The sequence below is a fragment of the Sutcliffiella halmapala genome (genome assembly GCF_050107295.1).
In the GTDB taxonomy this organism is placed as follows: Bacteria; Bacillota; Bacilli; order Bacillales; family Bacillaceae_I; genus Sutcliffiella_A; species Sutcliffiella_A halmapala_A.
The window spans coordinates 548,967-565,456 of record NZ_JBNIKR010000001.1 but is presented as its reverse complement, the minus strand read 5'-3'; the positions used below and the strand labels follow the sequence as shown (position 1 = coordinate 565,456).

Annotated in this window: 13 protein-coding genes; 3 read left to right on the top strand and 10 right to left on the bottom strand. The window is 37.5% G+C overall.

Features of this window, described 5'->3' with window-relative positions:
• The first annotated feature begins 302 nt into the window (after positions 1-302).
• Genes ACQCT5_RS02710 through ACQCT5_RS02700 form a run of 3 tightly spaced genes read left to right on the top strand, consistent with a single transcriptional unit; the run spans position 303 to position 1,199 of the window.
• Positions 303-509, top strand: coding sequence for a helix-turn-helix transcriptional regulator (locus ACQCT5_RS02710; RefSeq protein ID WP_499638745.1), 207 nt, complete (start codon positions 303-305; stop codon positions 507-509).
• Complete coding sequence (locus ACQCT5_RS02705; protein ID WP_499638743.1) at positions 509-1,000, top strand: hypothetical protein; 492 nt, start codon at positions 509-511, stop codon at positions 998-1,000. The genes ACQCT5_RS02710 and ACQCT5_RS02705 overlap by 1 nt, the downstream gene beginning before the upstream one ends.
• Before the next feature lie 13 nt (positions 1,001-1,013).
• Complete coding sequence (locus ACQCT5_RS02700; RefSeq protein WP_417897740.1) at positions 1,014-1,199, top strand: hypothetical protein; 186 nt, start codon at positions 1,014-1,016, stop codon at positions 1,197-1,199.
• A 185-nt stretch (positions 1,200-1,384) separates the two neighbouring features.
• On the opposite strand, the gene ACQCT5_RS02695 is transcribed toward ACQCT5_RS02700, so the two are convergent.
• From ACQCT5_RS02695 to ACQCT5_RS02650, 10 genes are all read right to left on the bottom strand, one after another.
• Positions 1,385-1,759 carry a hypothetical protein gene (locus tag ACQCT5_RS02695; protein ID WP_499638741.1) on the bottom strand — a complete coding sequence of 125 codons (375 nt, stop codon included), beginning with the start codon at positions 1,757-1,759 and terminating at the stop codon, positions 1,385-1,387.
• 1,026 nt (positions 1,760-2,785) lie between these two features.
• On the bottom strand, positions 2,786-3,100 hold the full coding sequence (locus ACQCT5_RS02690; protein WP_499638739.1) for a DUF3888 domain-containing protein: 315 nt from the start codon (positions 3,098-3,100) through the stop codon (positions 2,786-2,788).
• A gap of 215 nt (positions 3,101-3,315) precedes the next feature.
• Complete coding sequence (locus ACQCT5_RS02685; protein WP_499638737.1) at positions 3,316-3,642, bottom strand: hypothetical protein; 327 nt, start codon at positions 3,640-3,642, stop codon at positions 3,316-3,318.
• Between the two features lie 195 nt (positions 3,643-3,837).
• Positions 3,838-5,145, bottom strand: a complete 1,308-nt coding sequence (locus ACQCT5_RS02680; RefSeq protein WP_499638735.1) for a DUF4179 domain-containing protein — start codon at positions 5,143-5,145, stop codon at positions 3,838-3,840.
• On the bottom strand, positions 5,138-5,659 hold the full coding sequence (locus ACQCT5_RS02675) for a sigma-70 family RNA polymerase sigma factor (protein ID WP_499638733.1): 522 nt from the start codon (positions 5,657-5,659) through the stop codon (positions 5,138-5,140). Before ACQCT5_RS02675 ends, ACQCT5_RS02680 begins: the two co-directional genes overlap by 8 nt.
• A 270-nt stretch (positions 5,660-5,929) precedes the next feature.
• Positions 5,930-7,918 (bottom strand): phospholipase D-like domain-containing protein, encoded by a 1,989-nt coding sequence (locus ACQCT5_RS02670; RefSeq protein ID WP_499638731.1) that lies wholly within the window; start codon positions 7,916-7,918, stop codon positions 5,930-5,932.
• Positions 7,919-8,571: 653 nt separating this feature from the next.
• Positions 8,572-9,483, bottom strand: coding sequence for a LysR family transcriptional regulator (locus tag ACQCT5_RS02665; RefSeq protein WP_499638729.1), 912 nt, complete (start codon positions 9,481-9,483; stop codon positions 8,572-8,574).
• 284 nt (positions 9,484-9,767) lie between these two features.
• Positions 9,768-13,778: a S8 family serine peptidase gene (locus ACQCT5_RS02660; protein ID WP_499638727.1), complete on the bottom strand. Its 4,011-nt coding sequence runs from the start codon at positions 13,776-13,778 to the stop codon at positions 9,768-9,770.
• A 409-nt stretch (positions 13,779-14,187) separates the two neighbouring features.
• Complete coding sequence (locus ACQCT5_RS02655) at positions 14,188-15,396, bottom strand: sugar efflux transporter (protein WP_499638725.1); 1,209 nt, start codon at positions 15,394-15,396, stop codon at positions 14,188-14,190.
• A 133-nt stretch (positions 15,397-15,529) separates the two neighbouring features.
• Positions 15,530-16,381 carry an aldo/keto reductase gene (locus ACQCT5_RS02650; protein WP_499638723.1) on the bottom strand — a complete coding sequence of 284 codons (852 nt, stop codon included), beginning with the start codon at positions 16,379-16,381 and terminating at the stop codon, positions 15,530-15,532.
• Positions 16,382-16,490 lie beyond the last annotated feature (109 nt).

Below are 16,490 nucleotides of genomic sequence, written 5' to 3'. Positions count from 1 at the left end.
TTCCACCTTTTCATTATCGATTAAAAAATACAAAAAAATTTTTTTCGAAAAAAACGATCTAACTTTTGCCCCCGTGCGTTGGGTAGTTGAAACCAAATCATAACGTAGTGTTTGTTGATAAAGAAAAATGTGAACTGGAAAAAAGCAATGATTGCCGTACCATGCTTCCATATCAACCCCATACTGATTTCCATTACAAAATAATGTAAAGCGCCCTTGACATCATTCGGAATGTAAAGTAAACTTTACTTACAAGCTTTTGTAAAGCTAGCTTTACAAAAGTGTTAGGAGTTGAGGAAACGATGAAAAACCGAATCAAAGATATGCGCAAAGCTTCAAAGATGACGCAAGAGGATTTAGCAGTTCAGGTAGGCGTCTCGAGACAATCCATCATTGCGATTGAATCGGGGAAGTATAATCCATCACTTGAACTAGCATACAACATTTCAAAGGTATTCGATTGCATCATTGAAGAGGTCTTTATTTTAGAAGAAGGGGGAGAGGAATAATGGAGGTACAAATAGGTGGGTTGATTGGATTATATGGAGGTGCTGTAATAGGGATATTAGCTTGGTGGTTTGGTCGCCGATTGGCCAAAAAGCAACGTGGTCTGGATGAACTGCATGCTCATATTTGGCAAAAGGCACGGGCCATATCTTGGTTCTTCACCCTTGCTTCCACTTATTTATTACTTACTTTGATCATGTTCGGTATGGAATTAAGGGTCGCCATCGTTCTAGCGGTCATTATGGTTGTTCATATGACAAGCTGGGGTTTTACAGGCATGATTCTGTCCATCAATATGAATATGGAAGAGCCTTTGAAGCCTTCTAGAGTCATATTCGGCATGTTCATTGTGGCCCTGTCAGTTATTTGTTTTGCAATCCTATCTATTACGACAGGTAACTGGTGGTTCATGCTTGCCAGCGTTCCACCAAATACCATTGGGTTAATATTTGCATTGACTCCAGAAAGAAGCCGTGAGGATTTCGAGAAATAAGGAGGTGGCAACTATGACACACGAGGCTAAAAAGCTGATACCAGGTTTAGGCACGCTCGTTAAGATTCAACCGGATGAGGTTAGTTTTCAGATAGAGCACCAAGCTGACTCTACTGCAGCTACACTACCTGAATTAGTAGCAGACTTTAACGAGCTATTAGCAAAGCTTCAAGCAGCAGGTATTATGAAAAAGCAATAGTCCATAACCAGGTCAGGGGCAATAAACCCTGGCTTATTATTTTTGGAAGCATAGGGACGGTTCTCAGCATGCAATTGAACCGCCAATGTGGATTTTTATCACATTCCATCGCGGAACAGATGTCCCATACGATGATTTTGGCCATACTTATTTGACTCTAGCAGTTACATTAATAACAAATTCTATTAATGGAATAACTCTTTCATACCTTCTGGAACAACAATCACATCTTCTATTTCAATTTCATTGTTTCCATCAGGTGCCGTAAGCCTTACCAACAGCAACTCTCCGTTATCAAAGTTTACTAACTCATACCTTATGTAACCAGCACGGGCTGTTGTTATATCTTTAAGTTCTTTGAAATCACTTTCGGTAATACTCCCTTTCCTCCCATCAGAAAACAATGAGTTAAAACTTTCATAATCATCATTTTCTATTGCTAATTTCATTAACCAAGTAGTATTTTCGGGACTATTAGGTTTGACAGTTTCGTTGCTACAACCGAGAGTTGTCCCAAATGAAAAGATAACAAGTAATAATAGATTAAAATTAGTTCTCATACATATCCCCCTCGTGCCAGTTATATTGATTGTCATTAACCTCTTTTTATTCTATTTTACATTACTGCTTTTCTTTAACGATCCTACCTAATTGTTCCATAAGAAATTGCATTCTCGCTGTACTGCAATCGCTCCCATATTGCTAAAGATACGAATACTCACCTAGTAGTTATTGGACTTTCTTTCTAATTCTTCTATTCGATTTTTCAATTCCCCTATTTCCTTGTTGCTAGTCCTTTTAGCTTTGTTTTTGAATACTAAAAAAATTATTATTGATATCATTAACATAATAATAACTAATAGTGGGTTATGTAATAAAAATTCTATCATCTTGTCCCCTCCTTTAAATCATCACGTAATTTTATATAATGTGTTCTATGTCTCAATTAAATTGATAATTACTGTCCGTTCCATAGCAGAAAAAGCAATTACTATGCTGCAACCGCTCTTTGATTGTTGAATATATTTATTACCTTATAAAGAGCCAAACTAAGATAAGTATGATTGCAATTATAGACCAAAAAACAGCCTGCTTATTCTTCATATCTAATCCCACCTTTATTAAATCTATCCTCAAGCCACCCTCTATAAATAAAGGAGAACACATTTCAACAATCGCTCCCAGTTAGAAGTATTACAGCTTCTCTTTCAATAAACTGATTAAATATATAAGTAACGATATTAGTACAGATAACAAAATAATTATTATTGTACTAAATGTGTAAATTGGTGTTTCGTATTGAATATCACTCATAAAAAAACTTGATAAGCCCATAAATAGAAGGACATTAATAAATATTAACAATAAAAATCCACCAAAAACATTTCCCATTTATGCCCCTACCTTTATTAAGATTAACAATTGACTTATTAAACTATAATATTTTGTTTAACTAACCTATTGCTTTATACCAATTATTTCAAACTAGTGTAACTTCTACAATAAAAATTTATATAAAAAAAAGCTTACCCTGTCATGGATAAGCACCCGATTATTGAAAAGCTACATTTATACATTACAAATTCTTATGAAGGGTCTCTGCATTCATAATTTTGATTTAGGACATATTTTCTTACTCTATATTCCTTTAGCACCCAACCTTTGTCCTCCCAATCTTTCTTTACTATAACCGTAAATATATCGTGCGGTGGACTATGAGCCCCAGAGTAAGTCATTCCTTCCAAAGTAGCTTCAAACAACCAAGAACCTGGGTGGTGAAGTTTTTTTATCTCTATTACTCTTAAGCATTGAAAAGCCTTATCGTATGTTGTGCCATAATGTTTTTGAACTGCTTCGTACATTTGTGGTTGCAATAAGTCAATAACGGCATCTTCTAACAAATTTTCTCTTGTTGCTTCGGTTTTTGTGGGTAAGTTAGCATAAGCTGAAGTTGTGATAATTAAAGTACAAAGCTAATATTCTTTTCAATTAATCACCTTTATCTTTTTCCATTAGTTTCGCCCATAAAAAAGACTTTATTCTTACTTAGCTAACCCGCACAATTTGTAAAGAGCTACTCAATATGCAGCAATCGCTCCTAGATTCTTGAAGAAAGCTATTTTTTAGTAATTTTAATTTTTTTCGCAATGTACTGCCCTTCAAATACTTCTATCCACACTTTAACCTCTTGATTTTCATTCAAATCATTAATACTACTAATTTTTCCTGATACTTTAGTATTCTTCAAAAAATAAACTTCAGGAGTAAATGGTTCCTCTTCTGGATCTACTTTTGTAGGGTATAGGATAAATTTATTCTCTTCTAATTCTCCTACTAAACCTTGATGATCTGGTTTAATTACATACCATCCTGATAGGAAAGCCACAACAAAAACTAAGAATATGGAAAGTGAAATTAATTCTTTTTTCACCCTGTTTGTCATCGTATTCTCCCTTCCTTATTCTTGAATACTGCCCGATTGCTCAATACCAATTATTTCAAATACAAACCATTAACTCAATAAATAATTTCATAAAAATGAAGCTTACCTTGTTTGAGATAAGCTTCCCATTATTGAATAAGGATTTCGAACAGCTTTCACAAAAACGACGTCCTGGCTAAAGGTCCACCTCTTTCTTTATTTTACTTTTATTTTCTCCTTTCCTTTGATCCATTGAGGATAAAACGCAAGCTCAATCGTGATCGGGTTTTGAGAACTCGTTATTGCAGGCAGATCCATGCCTATTCTGCTTACTCCTTTTTCATAAAAGGCACTCATTGATGTTGTGGAGAGATCTAGTTCTTTCCCTTGTGCATCTATCACTTTGCTGAAGATAAAGTAATTGAATTCCTTTTTGGTCCGCAAGTCAAAAACCAGTTCACCATTCTCCTTCCGAACATTCTCTAGATTATTTCCAGCAGGCTGTTTCAGGATTTCGAGCTTTTCTGTATCCACTATAACGGTTGCATTGTCTTTTTCAATCGCTTGAGCATTGTTTAAGACAAGATACAACTCTTTAGGCTCCTTAAAATAGTTGCTTTGCAAATAGATTTCCTGTTCAGAATCCTTATCACCTGACTGCGTTATCCCATTTGAGATTTTCCCCCATACCTCATTGTTCTCATCAACAAGACGCAAATCATCCAGATGAAGAATCTGCTTTTTATTATTTGGATCCATCTTTAAATGAACAGCTGCTCTAAGGGGATATATGGTCACTTTTTCAATATTTATCTTTTCACCTTCTAACTCCAACGTTTGATTGACAGGGTATTCTTTTTTAGCTTTAAATTCATTAAGTGTAAATGGTAGGGAGAATTGTTCTCCTTTCACCTCTAAATCTACCACATACTCTTTAGCTGTCAGAGGCGCTTCAAAAAAATACTCAATTGTACCACTGAACGAGTGCTTCCCTTCATCTGAATAATGGGGTTTTCCGTATGAAATAGATGCTTCGTCAAGAGGGATGCCGTTTTGAGCTTTGATGTTCACTTTATCAATCATAATCTCTTTTATCTTCTTGTCTGATTCCAATGTATAAAATAGGACGATTCCCATTTCATCGGATATGGCTCCATCGATCGTAACTTGCAAACTGCCATTTTCATCAGACACACCAATCTCCTGAAAGTATTGATGTTCAACAGCAGCCATCCTTCCTTTATCATCCCTAATCAGCTCGACGATCTTTTCCATGCCGGGTATCCCGGAAATATAGCTCGCAAAAGCAGGTGAAACCCTAATCGTAGAAAACAACCCTAAGAGTAAAAGTGCTACAGCAAGTAAGCTATAGAACCCTTTCTTTTTTCTGGTAGGCTTTCTTTCTTCTGCTTTCGCTCGGTTGAACCCTGCCATGATCGCTTTATCCAGCGAATCGAGTGAAACGGGGATGTTTTCATAATCCTGTTTTAAATGATTCAGTTGTTCCTCTTCCCTTTTAAACATTGAGATTCTCTCCTTTCTCCCCGAGCTTTTCACGTAGCGCTTTAAGTGCTTTATTCAGCCACGTTTTCACCGTTCCTTCAGGGCATTGCATCGAATCGGCGATATCCTTTATCTTCAGGTCATGAAAATATTTTAAGGTCAGGATTTCTCGCGACCGTTCATCAAGGCTGAGCATCGCGTCTTTTATTTCTAGCTTATTATGATTCTGTGAAACTCCCTGCGACTTTAAAAGTTCATCATCAAGTAGAACTCTCTTCTTCTTTTTCAGCTGGTCATTACAATAGTTGATCATGATCCGGATGAGCCATGTCTTAAAATAAGAAGATTCTTTTACAGTCCGAATCCCCTTGTATGCACGATATGTGACTTCCTGAACAGCCTCTAGCGCCTCCTCTTCGTTTCTTAAAAAAGACAGTGCTGTTTTATATAAATCGATTTTAAACAGCTGGATGAGCTGTAAAAATGAATCGTCATCGCCTTTAATGGCTTTTCTGGCTAATTGTTCGATCTCCAAATTCTCTCCTCCTAACCCATACCTATATATTAGACCGTGAAGATTGGAAAAAGTTTTAAAATTGATAAAAAATCATCCCTTTATTTTGAGATGAATTTTTGTTGTAATAATTTGTTCAATTAAAAAATGCATTTCTTCTTATTGAAGAAATGCGATCGATTGCGGAATAAAGTCTTATAGCCTAATGTTATGATAGTTGCCATGCCTGGCACACAATAAAAAGCACGACCATTGAAGGTCGTACTTTCGTGCTCTAGTAAAGGTACTATTCTAGTCTAAACTTCCACCAGCACTCAGGTAGCGTGCATTAAATTCTTGAACAAATTGATTTACTACTTGTGCATCGTGAATGATTAGCATGTTTTCATCATTCACATCATTTCCATTGTTACTCCAATTTGTTGAACCTACAATTACCGTTGGATCACTTGTTGTATCCGCATCGATTATCATGGTTTTGCTATGGAGTTTTCGGTCTTCATTAGCTTTATATACTGGTGCAGGATTGGCCCAACGAGTGTTTGGGTTATCTACACTCGTCTGACTAGCTGTACGGCCTGTCATATCTACACTAGCACTCCACCATTGATTCCAGAAACTATAGTCAAACAACCCTTTCACATCAAATCCAGTAAGCGTTCCTTCTAAGTCATTGTAAGAGCCTTCATATTTATTTTTCAGTTCGTCTACAAGCCCTTGGTCACTCCAAGCAAAAATGGTGAAGTAGGTGTTAATGTCTGCTTCATTTCTAACCAATTCCCTCATACGGCCCAACGCATCGTCTCCAGTAGAAAAATAAACCTCTACCGTTTTCCCACCTACATCAAACAAATGTTGCGTGTTGTCTGTCTTTCCTGTTCCAAAATTAGAAACCATAGGGTCAGGTATCAATGTATCACTACCCCACATTTCATTGAACTCTGTTTCATATGCGTTTGCGATTTCTGGGGCATGAAGTTCTACTACATGCTGCTGATTTCCACCTAGCACACCATTTGCCATGTTCTCTTCTGAACCATATAGTCCAGTGACGGTAAAATTCCAACTACCTGTAAATACCCACGTATCATCTACCACCGCAAACTTATTGTGCATTTGGACACCAGGGGAGTAGTAATTTCCATCTGTCTTTTGCTCGCCGTCAACAAATAAATAACCAGTGTGATCTGTGTTTCCGATTGTGTATGTTCCGTATGCAAAATCACTTGGAACAGACGGTAATCCATGTTTCTCTCTTAAGGTCGTATCTTCTACTGCTAACATAGCGGAATCAGAGAAAACGTGAATATCATCATTCGTATCAACAATACCATCTTTCCCCCGAACCATTTCTTCTATATATAATCTCATGGTGTTAAAACGATCCGCATAATGAGGGTCTGTAGCATCCTTTGCATCCGCAATCACACGAACATCAACCCCTTCTGCTGCTTTATTGATTAAAGTATCAACCACTCGAGGTAAATTGATTTCATAAGTAGCAAAATCAATACTTGTTGTAGCTTGATTTAGCCTCTCAATCAAACGGTCTTCAAGATTAACGTTATAGTTAGCTAGATTCCCTGTTGAAGCATAATCAGTAAAAGCACATTTATTGAAGTAAACATTAATCGCAAACAATTCGCTTGATACGTTGTTTACATGTTCAGTTGTATCGCCGCATATGTTATCACCTATTGGGCCCTCATTAGAACCGCCACTATTGATTGTAGAGCTATTAGCAGGTGTACCATATCCTCCATCATAAACTTCTGTCGCTGTTCCCCAACTTTCAGCAACCGTTCCTGAACCATTCGTGTCTACTCTTTCCATCGTGGCCTTAGAAGTATTGTCACCACCATACCAAGCATTTACAGAATCCACTAAAATCCCACTTGCATCACGCAGCTCTAAAATCTCTTCGCTATTTCCAAGAGAACCACTGTAAAGTAAATCAGCAGTTAAACCTACTACTGAATTATCATCCGTCTTTTCTAATAAAAAGAATCCATTAGCAGGGATTTGTCCGTCTAACATGATAGAAGGAGAACCATCTTGAGCGTTTAACGACCATCCTGTTAAGTCAATGCTCTCAGTTGTGTTGTTATGTAGCTCCACCCATTCATCTGTATAACTGTATGACGTTCCCATCCATGCAATTTCGTTAATAACCACGCTATTAATAGTTGTAGCATGCACTTTTTCTTCCTTTTCATAAACAGGAACAAAAAACGAGAGTACGAGGGCAAAAACCAAGGATAGATTTAAATACCTTTTCATTCTTCCAACTCCTTTAAATATAATTAAAATGATTACTTTACTAGTATATCGGAGCCTAGTAGTTTAATTGTTAACTCATTATTATTTACCTGTAAATATTCTAGAATTCCAAAATAAAGCAGCAACTTCCTTAACTGATTCCCCTTTTCATTTACTTTCACAATCGATTTTAAAAACTTTTAAAAACTTTTTTCAAAAAAAGTGATCCAGATTTTGGTCCGGTGCGTTAGGTAGTTGAAACCAAATCATAAGGGAGTGTTTGTAGATGAAGAAAAATGTGAACTGGAAAAAAGCAATAAATGCCGTACTTTTAAGTGTTGGGTTATTACTACCAGCGTATGGAGTAGCGAATGCAGAGGCTCATGGATTGTAACAGCTATAACGAAGGCGACTATGTAAGGTGTAGGCGAAATGATGGCAGGTGCGATAGATTTGTCGAATAAAAAGAAAGAGAGCGATTATTAACTCTCTTTCACACTCAATTTTTCTGTTATCCATTTCCATAAATTAACTTACTAATAGGTAAGTTACGGATTTATAGTTCTAATGCGAGATTAATTTTCTAGCATTGAAAGCATGAATTGACTTGAATTGAATTGTTCGAAAAACGGAATTTATATATAGTTTTTTTAAAAATATATACTAAATTTCTTTTATTTAATACCTAATAAATGATTATAAACACCTACATTAAATCTATTCACATGTGAAATCAATAAATCAATAAAACCTTTTGCTGCTTTCCCAATGTGTTTTTGTTTATGGTGCACGATGGTGACTTCCCTAATAATAGCTGGATTCATAATCCGTATCGCCTTCAATTCCCCTTTATTTTCCAGAGAAAAAAGTGTATTAGATATAATAGTAGCCCCTATCCCTTCTTTAACTAGATTCAAAATTGACATTGAATCGGTTGATTCAATGATTGGCCGGATTTGAATTCCTGATGCACTACACTCAGCATCTAGTAATTGCCTAAAACAGTGACCTTTAGGATTTAATATCAAGGGTATGTGCTGAATGTCTTTAAAATCTATGGCATTTCTATCTGACCAAACATGATCCCTTCGTACAGCTAAGAAAAATTCTTCTTCGTATAATGAAATATTTGTTAACCTTTCATCCTTTCCTGGCATAAGCGTCAAGGCCAAATCAAATTCATTTTGTATAACCTTTTCAACTACATCATCTAATGAGAAAATCTGTATTTGTACATCTGGGTATAGGGAATGAAATTCTAACAATACCGTGGATGCAATATGATTTAGATCTCCTGACAAGGTGCCGATTACAAGTTTTCCTCTTTTGACATTTTGAAGCTCTCCTATTTGTTCTTTAGCACTTTCTAAATTAGCGAATACCATTTTGCTGTGTTCAAGGAGAATTTTACCAGATTCTGTAATACCTATTTTCTTCCCTAAGCGATCAAATAAACGAACTCCTAGTTCGTCTTCTAGTGCTTTCATTTGGTAACTTAAAGTAGGTTGCCCAATTCTTAATTTTTCAGCAGTCTTTGTAAAGTGCATTTCTTCACAAAGAGCCATAAAATGTTCTAGTTGTCTCAATTCCAATATTCCCCATCCACTCCTTTGATATATGTAAATCCATTTTAAAGCAAAACTCATATAATATACCATTCGAAATATTTTACAAATCTTTTAATAAATTCTCTAAAACGTTTATGAACTTCATTAAAAGTAAAGTATATAACAAAATAGTTCTAACAGACTAAAACTAACAATATGATTTCAAATTTAAGAGACAGTTCACCTATCTTTAAATCAGTGAACTGTCCCAAACAATCTATTACTTTCCCTTTGACTTAATAAATTTCAAACTGGACAACAATTTATTTGACTTTAACTTGAATCGTTTTTCTCCCTATGTTTCCAGCATTATCAATCGCCTTTACGACAATAGTATTGATCCCCTTTTTTAGCACTACTCGATGGAGGAAAGCTCCTTTTGAATCTACTTCTGCTTCTTCTCCCTGAATGAAAACCTTATCCAAATATTCGTCTTTTGCCGTACCACGTACGGTGACCTCATCTCCTTCTTCAAAATGGCCTTTTATCTTGTCTATCGTTAACTTAGGATTCTTCTGATCTAAAATAATATTGACTGGAGCAGATGGATCCGTACTTCCTTCTTTCGTCAAGGCAGCGGCGGTTAACGTATTCAATCCCTTTTTCAATTTAACTGAGATGTTGAAGGTACCGTCCTGTTTGCTTTTGCCGGATCCGACTTTTTTGCCGTTACTTTGAATCGTAACCGTGCTTGCAGGTATTGCTGTTCCCTTTATCATAATCTTTTCTTTATTCGTATACGTATTATCCTGTGGTGTTTCAATAACAGGCGCAGAGATCGCATTATTCATGACTGCTCGAATCATCATGTTTCCATATACTGGTTCCGTATTTTGTACCCAATTTGAATTATTCAAAAACCAATTTCGGTCATGGAACGGGCTATCATTATCACTATAGAGACTTGGTAATGTACCTGTGCCATAAGATTCAGGCTGTACATAGACTAGATAGAAATCTCCAGTGACAAAAATGTTTTTATCCGCTAAATCGACATGAGTCCATTCCCCATCAGTCTGGGCAGTTGCTTCAATCGGACCTGCGATTCTTTTACCTGGAGCTCCGTTAACACCCGTTGAATCATAAACCTCTACTTGAAATCTAGTTGAGCCTGGGTCTGGCCATTCTGTATTAACCTTAAAGAGTCCGCCTGTCAGCCAAGATTTCGTGACTCCTTCTTCCAAAGACATTCGAACAGCAAGGCCGTTGTTTGCATCGAACCAATGCCATGAATTTTCTGATGTTCCATCATCATAGCCGATTTCTCCGGGAAACCCGATAAATCTATTCAATTCGACATTTTGTTTTGTATTCTTTTTCGCCTTGAGTGTAATAGCGTATTCTTTATACACATAATCTTTCTTGAACACATGTAACGTATAGGTACCTTCATAGGCAGTGAGCGTAAATCTTCCCTTACTATCCGTTTTCACAGGTGTAATTGCTGCATCCTCAACTAATGAGATGATAGCATCTGATATCGGTTTCCCTGTCGTTTGATCCTTGACTACCCCTTCTACTGTTCCTTCTCCCAAAGGTTTGAGATTAAAGTCTGCTTCGACGATTCCGTCTTTTGGGATTGAAACAGCTTGGTCTGAAGAATGAAAACCATAGGCCTCAGCACGAAGAGTGAATTCCCCTGCGTTATGTGTGATGGAGTAACTTCCATTTGCCGGATTAGTTGCAACTGAGTATCCAGAGTCTACAAGCGTTACCTTTGCACCGATTGGCAATACATCTGGATGACTAGATGTATGTTGAACCATTGTAGCCGTTGGCGCTAAGATACTATTGTTTGATTGTTTTTTCGTATGGATTTCTCCTGTTGTCTTTTCAGTATTTTTTTCTTTACTATTTACTAGAGATTTATCAGTTAAAGCTATGTCATCCAAGTACCAGCCATCAAAAGGTTCCCAATCAAATCCTGTTAGCACTGTTTTCATAAAGAAGCTGATATAAATCCGCTTTCCAGCATAATCAGAAAGATCAACTTCTGCATCTACCCAATCATCAGTAGTATACTCAATAGGTACCCCATTTTCATGAAATTTAGTGGCTTCCGTTTTAGTTAGGATTTTCCAGTTTTGACGGTCGGTAGAGACCATGACCGCTCCAAAATCTGTTGATCCGTCGACTCCATCTGGACTAATGTGATACCACTGCTTAAACTGCAGGTAGGAATCACCACTTTCTGGAAGGTCGATAGGAGGCATATCGAGATAAGAATACGAATCATCAGCGTGAGGACCATCCACATTGGTTCCATATACTTTTTGTCCTGAATAAGCTTGTCCAGGTCCCCCTACTGGGCTACCCCATTCCCAATCGTTATTCCATCCTTCTGAATACCAGCCTTCAGGAACAGTTTCTAAATCTTGAAAATAACCAATTGTGATTGCAGGCTTCACTTCGACATCATAAGTGGAAGATGTTACTTGATTTTGACCATAATCTACGATATTCCACTTATACATAAATGTACTACCTTTCCTTATATCCTCTCCTGGAACTACAGCTTGATAGGTCCCGTTTCTAAAGTCTCCGGCAGTTCGAGTTGCTTGTACAGTCTTCCATTGTTTATCAACTAAATACTGAATTTCTACAGTATCTACGCTGATGTTATCTTGTACTTCCACTGTTAACGGCAGCACTACCTGGTCGTATACAAAATCAGGAGAGGTATGCTGGTAGGTGGGGTTGGTCGTGTCTTTCCCGTCATGGACAACAACACCTTTAACCTTTCCAGTTCCATTATTTAATGTTTTTATCGCGTTATAAGCATTAACAAACCCATGCCCATAACCGTAATTTGGTGAAGATGAATATTCTGAGTCTGTCAACGGGATGGCAGAAACTGTCAGAATGTCCTCAATTTGGTCAATTGTCAAGGATGCATTTGTTTGCTTTAACAACGCAACAATTCCTGTAATATGAGGAGTAGCCATTGATGTACCGCTCATAAGATCATAATTATTGTTTGGTACAGCTGAACGAACGTCTACACCAGGTGCTGAAACATCTGGTTTCGTCTCATCATATGGTCCTGGTCCACGGGATGAGAAATATGCTAAGGTATTGTCATGATCCGTTGCTGCTACTGCGAAAGATTCAGGATAGTTTGCCGGTGATGCAATCCCTTCCTTAGCACCGTTGTTGCCTGCTGCAAAAACAGGGAAGATATTGGCTGCCCGCCAATTTTGGACCATTGGGCGATACCATTCGTCCAGACCTGGCCCGCCGCCCCAGGAGTTGTTTACTACATCTGGAGCCAGTTCAGGATGGGGATTACCTTCAGCATCTTTCGGTGCCAATATCCACTCTCCAGCTTCGAGCAAGTCAACATCCATTCCACCGCGTGCAGTGAATGCTTTAACAGCGATCCATTGTGCACCTGGGGCCACACCAATTTGGTTACTTCCATCAGACTCTGAGCCAACCATGGTCCCAACCGTATGAGTACCATGAGCTAAATCATCATATGGAGTTTCCCTTCCCCCGACGGCATCAAACCAGTTTAATTGATGATCTGCCTGATTTGGATTCGCTGGATTGTAACCACGGTATTTTTCCATTAAAGCAGGATGGTCCCACTGAACACCTGTATCAATACTGGCTACCACGATACCTGCTCCATCGATTCCCATATCCCATACTTGAGGGGCCCCTACTCGTTCAACTCCCCATTCCACCGATGATGAATTTGCAGCAGATGTTGTTTTCTTATTATGAATAGGTGTAATTAATTGCCGCGTTTCATTCGGCAGTATCTTTGCAACTTCCGGATATGTAGCCAATTTGTCCATCACATCTTTTGTTGCTGTTACTGCTACTGCATTTACAACATAGAAAGGTTGGATCTTTTCCACGTTGCCTTTTAGCTTTGCTTCCTCTAGATATTCAATTACTCCAGTTTGAGTCTCCATTGCAGTATTTCGTAATGTTGAAACAATGGCAGAACGGACCTGAAGTTTTGCACTTACTTCCGTGAGTTTCTGTTCTTTTGCTTTTTCTGCCGCTTCGATTGCTACTCTAGTTGTATCAACCTGCTCTTCAAACTTTAATAAAAATGTGATCTGATCCTGATCCTTAAATTGTTTATGAAGCTTAGAATCTATCTTATTTTCAACCGAAACGTTTTTAATAGCTGAGATTGGCTTACTGCCTACTGAATTACCATATGCGATAGTAGTATACGGAACGACTATACTGATTAATAACATGAAGGATACTAGTAACCGTAACTTAAGATGAAACAAGTTAATCTTTTTGGCCAAGATGGGTGAACTCCTCTCAATTTTCACTTTGTTAAATCTACTAAAGTTTCCTAGTTTATAATTTGGTTAAAATCCCTCCTTTGTTTTTCTAGTCTAAATAGTATTATTATTCAGAAATATTAACAATACAGGATTTTTGATTGAATCGATTCGGTTTTTTAATTGACAATAATGCCCTATCTTTTTTCACCTTTATATACCCATATAAAAGGAATGACAGATCGAAACGACTACTCGTCATTTGAGATATTGATTGATTTAAGTCCACTAAAAAAACTCGTCAACATTTTCTTGACGAGTTTTTTCGTTTATTAAGATTTCTAGTCTCCGTTACAAGATCTACGTACACTAAGTTCCATTTTTATTTATCTTCTTAGATCAGCCAGTAATCGTATCAAAAGATTGCAAATTAACAGGAGTGAGAGGTTTTGATTGATATTTTTAATTTTTCACCAGACTTTGTTGTCCATAAGATAATAATCAATAAGACCGAAATGAAAATACACACCCAATAAACATCACGAAACCCTACATACTGGGCAATCATTCCACCGCCAAAATTCCCCACTAACCTCCCAATAATAGATCCGTTGTAGTAAATGCTTGTTGCTACTCCAGGTGAATCTGGTAGCAGATCCATGAAATAACTTAGTCCATTGCCCATGACAATCGCCACAAACGTTGCTTGCAAAAACTGCGCTGCTATTAGCTGCCATAAATGGTCTGATACTCCTAGAACAGCGAAATAGCTAACCGCGATAAAACAACTGATTATTAGCAGGGTATGGTTCGATATTTTTTTGCCAAATGCACCAAGCGCAATCATTATGGGAATTTCCAAACCTGCACAAATACTAACCACCAAGCCGACATCCGAATATGTACCATTAATTTCATTTACAATAAACAACGGAGTGATAATTGCGTTAATGGCATTAAGCGCAAACAGAAAAATAAAGGCAATCATCGGCTGCCAGACGAGTCTGTTTTTCGGTGACACCATTTTTTTCTTCTTGTTTGTATGCTGAAATGTTCGTTTTTGCAAAAACATGAACATAAGAGAAGCAATTAATAGAAAAATAGTGGATGTTCCCAAAAAGAGTCCCTTGTACCCTAACGCTGCCAAAATCAATGTACCGCCTAACGGTCCTAATACAAAACCAAAGGAGACCAGTGAGCGTAATGTAGATATCGCAAAAGTCTTGTCGTCGGATTTACTATCATTTGCAGATATTTGGGCGTAGGAAAAGATTTGCGGCATCGCAATAGCTCCAAAACCATTAAAAACAGTTACAACAATCAGCAAAATAAAGAAGTTTTGAAACACTACATACGAAGCATATCCTAAAGCAGACGAAAGCAATGCTGTAATAATCAGCCATTTTCGATCTAACCCGCTATCTGACCGTTTCGCGATGAGTGTATTTACCAAGACGCCGCCCAATGAACTGATTGCAATGAAAGCGCCAAAGGCTCCTGTGCTCATTCCAAGTACTTCTGTACAATACAGGGCTAAATATGGCAACGTAATCGAAATTCCGAAGCCAACCAGCAACACACAAATGACAAATAAACTATATCCTTTGATTTCAAATAATTTTTTTAACCGTATAAACAAGCTTTAGCCCTCCTAGGAATTCCGTTGAAAAAGGAAAATCCTGCAAAACCATCATACATCTTACTATAATAATGGAAAAAGCGTGTGTAGAATTCACACGCTTTTTTATGGATTCAACACCTTCCTTCGTACATTAAATATCAAGTTTACGAGTACCGATCCACTTCACCATTTCAGGGTCCCTATGGGAAAAAAACAGGCTTTCTTTCGTGTCTAATGCAGCAATGTTCTCCATATCTTCTTGGCTTAATTCAAAGTCAAAGATATTGAAGTTTTCGATGATTCTTTCCTTACGAACCGACTTCGGAATTGCAACAACTCCTCTTTGTGTCAACCATCGCAAGATAACCTGTGCAACGGATTTGTTGTGCCTTTCAGCAATTGAAACTAATACTTCATTTTGGAACATGTTATTTTTTCCTTCAGCAAATGGTCCCCACGACTCTATTTGAACATTGTTATCTTTCAACAATTTAGCACTTTCAATTTGTTGGTTGAAAGGGTGCGTTTCAACCTGATTTACAGCAGGTACAACTTCATTATGAATCATGAAATCGGTCAGACGATCCGGATAGAAGTTGCTAACTCCAATTGCTCTAATCTTACCCTCGCGGTACAATTCCTCCATCGCAGCCCATGAGCCGTAAACGTCGCCAAATGGCTGATGGATTAAGTACAAATCTAAATAATCCAGTTGCAGTCTTTCAAGCGATTTTTCAAATGCTTTCTTTGTCCGTTCATAGCCTGTATCCTGCACCCATAATTTCGTAGTGATAAACAGTTCCTCTCTTGCTACACCACTGCGTTTAATTGCTTTGCCGACTGCTTCTTCATTTAGATAAGAGGCAGCGGTATCAATAAGACGGTAACCTGCCATAAGTGCATCGTAAACAGCTTGTTCACATTCTTTTTCATCGGTTATTTGAAATACACCAAAGCCTAGTATAGGCATCTCAACACCATTGTTCAAAATTATTTTTTGCATATGAAATCCTCCCATTTAATATAACTGTCACTTTAATCCCAACTCTTGTTCATTGCTTTCTGTGTCTCATTATGCACCATATGAAAAAGTGACTGGTATCACATTCCTA

Bases quoted from the DNA above. Each gene is read 5' to 3' on its own strand.
- ACQCT5_RS02710 (WP_499638745.1), top strand. From the start codon at position 303: ATGAAAAACCGAATCAAAGATATGCGCAAAGCTTCAAAGATGACGCAA.
- ACQCT5_RS02700 (WP_417897740.1), top strand. From the start codon at position 1,014: ATGACACACGAGGCTAAAAAGCTGATACCAGGTTTAGGCACGCTCGTT.
- ACQCT5_RS02670 (WP_499638731.1), bottom strand. From the start codon at position 7,918: ATGAAAAGGTATTTAAATCTATCCTTGGTTTTTGCCCTCGTACTCTCG.
- ACQCT5_RS02685 (WP_499638737.1), bottom strand. From the start codon at position 3,642: ATGACAAACAGGGTGAAAAAAGAATTAATTTCACTTTCCATATTCTTA.
- ACQCT5_RS02680 (WP_499638735.1), bottom strand. From the start codon at position 5,145: ATGTTTAAAAGGGAAGAGGAACAACTGAATCATTTAAAACAGGATTAT.
- ACQCT5_RS02650 (WP_499638723.1), bottom strand. From the start codon at position 16,381: ATGCAAAAAATAATTTTGAACAATGGTGTTGAGATGCCTATACTAGGC.
- ACQCT5_RS02705 (WP_499638743.1), top strand. From the start codon at position 509: ATGGAGGTACAAATAGGTGGGTTGATTGGATTATATGGAGGTGCTGTA.
- ACQCT5_RS02695 (WP_499638741.1), bottom strand. From the start codon at position 1,759: ATGAGAACTAATTTTAATCTATTATTACTTGTTATCTTTTCATTTGGG.